Origin of the sequence: uncultured Methylobacterium sp., assembly GCF_964244095.1 — a bacterium.
Taxonomy (GTDB): domain Bacteria; phylum Pseudomonadota; class Alphaproteobacteria; order Rhizobiales; family Beijerinckiaceae; genus Methylobacterium.
The window spans coordinates 1-3,502 of record NZ_CAXTHR010000237.1; the positions used below are offsets into that span (position 1 = coordinate 1).

Genomic DNA, 3,502 nt, shown 5'->3' on the forward strand with positions numbered 1-3,502 from the left:
GCCGATGAAGCGGCGGCCGAGGCGCTTGGCCACCGCGCCGGTGGTGCCGGTGCCGAAGAACGGATCGAGCACCACGTCGCCGGGATTCGTGGCGGAGAGCAGCGTCCGGGCGAGCAGCGCCTCGGGCTTCTGCGTCGGGTGCACCTTGCGCCCGTCGGCGTTCTTCAGGCGCTCGTCGCCGGTGCAGAGCGGGATGAACCAGTCCGAGCGCATCTGGAGGTCCTCGTTGCCCCCTTTGAGCGCGTCGTAATGGAAGGTGTAGCCCTTCGATTCAGCCGAGCGCGACGCCCAGATCAGGGTCTCGTGCGCGTTGGTGAAACGCTTGCCGCGAAAGTTCGGCATCGGGTTGGCCTTGCGCCAGACGATGTCGTTGAGGATCCAGAAACCAAGATCCTGCAACGCGCCGCCGACCCGGAAGATGTTGTGGTACGACCCGATCACCCACAGCGTGGCGTTCGGCTTCATCACCCGGCGGCAGGCGGTGAGCCAGTCGCGGGTGAAGGCGTCGTAGGCCGCAAAGCTCGAGAACTTGTCCCAGTCGTCGTCGACGGCGTCGACCCGGCTCTGGTCCGGCCGCATCAGAGCGGCCTCGCCGAGCTGGAGGTTGTAGGGCGGGTCGGCGAAGACGCAGTCGATGGACGCCGCCGGCAGGCGGTTCATCGCCGCGATGCAGTCGCCGACGAGGATCTGATCGAGGGGGAGGCGCTGGACGGAGGGTACGAGACCCATCCGTGGCGCCGACGCGGGCCGCCCGGTGCGCGAGACAAGGTTCCGGACGGCGGCGTCGGCGACCACGGTACGCGGGGAAGCCATGGCAAACACCGGTTACGCGACTGACCGGCAGACCTTGCGCCGTTAGGGTAAAGGTCGGGTTGCCGATTTGCGAAGGATTGCGTCCCGCTTTGGGGCGAGCGTCCCGGCGATAGCCGCCCGCATTCCTTCTGCGTCGCACCGTTCACGACGCCTTAACCTTTCGCAAGACCGGTTCATCGCGCGACGCGACGCGGGTAGTGCTTCGGCGACCTGTCGGCCGGAGCCGATGACCCCCGACCGCGTGGGGCGCGGCCGGGTTCGGGCAGCGAGGCAGCCCGACGCGACGGCATCCCTCCGGGCTCCGCGCCCTGATCGGTCCAGCCTCGGCGTGGAGCGGGTGGCAGGGTCACGCCACGTGCACATCTCGTGGTTCCCGCATCGCATTCGTGACGAAACCTTGGCAGGCGGGATGACTTTCTTCGCAGGTCTTCATGCAATCCCGACCCGTATCGTGCAAGCATTCGATATTGGTACAGCCATAGCCCACGGGAATGTCGCCCAATAGGGCGGGACGCGCCACACATAGGCTGCTCCTCAAGAAAAATTCCCGATCTCATTTTAGCCGGCATTGGCCGTGATGGGCGCCGCCCTCGTCAACAACGAAGGACCGACGCATGCACTTCAGACCCGTTGCCCGGACCACCGCCGCGCTTGGAACCGCGCTCACGCTCGCGGCCGGCAGCCTGCCCGCCGCTGCCCAGAGCGGGGCCGCCTCCTGGTACGGCAGCGGCCACCGCACGGCGAGCGGCGAGCGGTTTAACCCGAACGGGATGACGGCGGCCCACCGCAGCCTGCCCTTCGGCACCCGCGTCCGCGTCGAGAACGCCCGCACCGGGCGTTCCGTCGTGGTGCGGATCAACGACCGCGGCCCGTTCGTGCGCGGGCGCATCATCGACTTGTCCCGCGGCTCCGCGCGGGCGCTCGGCATGGGCGGCACCAGCTACGTCTCACTGCACGTGGTGCGCTGACCGGAACGGCCGGCGTTGCCGGGGGCCCCGGCCGGCCCCATCTGCGGTCTCGCACCGGAGCCGCGTCGAACACACCATGGCCAAGCCCCTCATCGTCGACATCCCGCACGACCTCGGCCGCGACGAGGCACGCCGCCGCATCGCGGCCGGCGTCGAGCAGGGCCACGCACTCCTGGCCAAGAGCGGCATCACCGTGCAAACCCTCGCCTGGACCGGCGACCGGCTCGACTTCGCGATCTCGGCGATGACGCAGCGCATGAACGGGCAGATCGACGTCGGCGCGGAGAGCGTGCGCGTCGAGGTCCACCTCCCGCTGCTGCTCGCGCTGTTTGCCGAGAAGGTCAAGAAGATGGTCGGCAAGGAGGGCAACCTGCTGCTGACCAAGAAGTAGGCCCGGAACACCCGCCCGCGCCCGGCCGTTGCTGCCGCGAGCGATGCGCGACGACGCGGTCGACCGTTCGAGGAGCGTTCCCCATGGCCGATCCCGGCGTGATCCCCGAGGTGCCGACCCAGCCGACGCCCGTGCCGGAGACGCCCTACGATCCCCCAGTTGTCCCGACGCCCGGCCCTGTGCCCGAGATTCCCGGCGGCAGCCCGAGCGAGGTCCCCGGCATCACGCCGGCCGAGGTGCCGGTCACCACGCCCGGCATGCCGACGCCCACCGGGCCCGCCGGCCCCGTCGCCTGAGCGCATAGCGGTTTGTGCAGGGGCGGCGGCGCTGCCATAAGCCCGGCCATGGCCGCCCCACCGCTCCTCACGCTCCAGAACGTCGCGCTCACCTTCGGCGGCACGCCGCTGATCGACCGGGCCGAGTTCTCGATCTCGCCGGGTGAACGCGCCTGCCTCGTCGGCCGCAACGGCTCCGGCAAGTCGACGCTGATGAAGATCGCCGCCGGCCTCGTCGAGCCGGATCGCGGCGTGCGCTTCCTCCAGCCTGGCACCACGATCCGCTACCTCGCGCAGGAACCGGATTTCTCCGGTTTCGCGACCACCCTCGACGTCGTCGAATCCGGCCTGGGTGATGGCGACGCCGGTTACCGCGCCCGCTACCTGCTGGAAAGCCTCGGGCTCGACGGCACCGAGGACCCGGCGCGGCTCTCGGGCGGCGAGGGCCGCCGCGTCGCGCTCGCCCAGGCGCTGGCGCCCGAGCCCGACGTGCTGCTCCTCGACGAGCCGACCAACCACCTCGACCTGCCGGCGATCGAGTGGCTGGAGGCGGAATTGCGCGGCACCCGCGCGGCGATGGTGATCATCAGCCACGACCGGCGCTTCCTCTCGGCCCTGTCGCGGGCGACGATCTGGCTCGACCGCGGCGTCACCCGCCGGATCGAGCAGGGTTTCTCCGGCTTCGAGGCGTGGCGCGACGCGTTCTTCGAGGAGGAGGAGCGCGACCGGCACAAGCTGGAGCGCAAGATCAACGACGAGGAGCACTGGCTGCGCTACGGCGTCACCGCGAGGCGCAAGCGCAACGTCCGGCGGCTCGGCAACCTGCATGCCCTGCGCAAGGAGCGCCGCGACGACCGCCGCCCGGTCGGCACCGTGACGATGCAGGCGGGCGAGGCCGAGGCCTCGGGCACGCTGGTGATGGAGGCCAAGGGCGCCTCGAAATCCTACGGACCGCGCCGGATCGTCGAGAACCTGTCGCTGCGGGTGATGCGCGGCGACCGCCTCGGCATCGTCGGCGCCAACGGGGCCGGCAAGACCACGCTGATCAACCTGCT

General features: G+C 70.1%; 5 protein-coding genes. 4 read left to right on the top strand and 1 reads right to left on the bottom strand.

From position 1 onward, the window contains the following. On the bottom strand, positions 1-813 hold an 813-nt coding region (locus ACFE86_RS21735), incomplete at its 3' end, for a DNA-methyltransferase (RefSeq protein ID WP_375457394.1). A gap of 614 nt (positions 814-1,427) precedes the next feature. Between ACFE86_RS21735 and ACFE86_RS21740 the strand changes: the two genes are divergently transcribed. The 4 genes from ACFE86_RS21740 to ACFE86_RS21755 all read left to right on the top strand — a co-directional run. Beyond that, on the top strand, positions 1,428-1,781 hold the full coding sequence (locus ACFE86_RS21740; RefSeq protein ID WP_375457395.1) for a septal ring lytic transglycosylase RlpA family protein: 354 nt from the start codon (positions 1,428-1,430) through the stop codon (positions 1,779-1,781). Positions 1,782-1,857: 76 nt separating this feature from the next. Then, on the top strand, positions 1,858-2,172 hold the full coding sequence (locus tag ACFE86_RS21745; protein ID WP_375457396.1) for a polyhydroxyalkanoic acid system family protein: 315 nt from the start codon (positions 1,858-1,860) through the stop codon (positions 2,170-2,172). Positions 2,173-2,255: 83 nt separating this feature from the next. Continuing rightward, positions 2,256-2,468: a hypothetical protein gene (locus ACFE86_RS21750; protein ID WP_375457397.1), complete on the top strand. Its 213-nt coding sequence runs from the start codon at positions 2,256-2,258 to the stop codon at positions 2,466-2,468. 48 nt (positions 2,469-2,516) lie between these two features. Further along, positions 2,517-3,502: ABC-F family ATP-binding cassette domain-containing protein (locus ACFE86_RS21755; protein WP_375457398.1), on the top strand; the 986-nt coding region annotated here is incomplete at its 3' end.

Bases quoted from the DNA above. Each gene is read 5' to 3' on its own strand.
- ACFE86_RS21740 (WP_375457395.1), top strand. From the start codon at position 1,428: ATGCACTTCAGACCCGTTGCCCGGACCACCGCCGCGCTTGGAACCGCG.
- ACFE86_RS21745 (WP_375457396.1), top strand. From the start codon at position 1,858: ATGGCCAAGCCCCTCATCGTCGACATCCCGCACGACCTCGGCCGCGAC.
- ACFE86_RS21750 (WP_375457397.1), top strand. From the start codon at position 2,256: ATGGCCGATCCCGGCGTGATCCCCGAGGTGCCGACCCAGCCGACGCCC.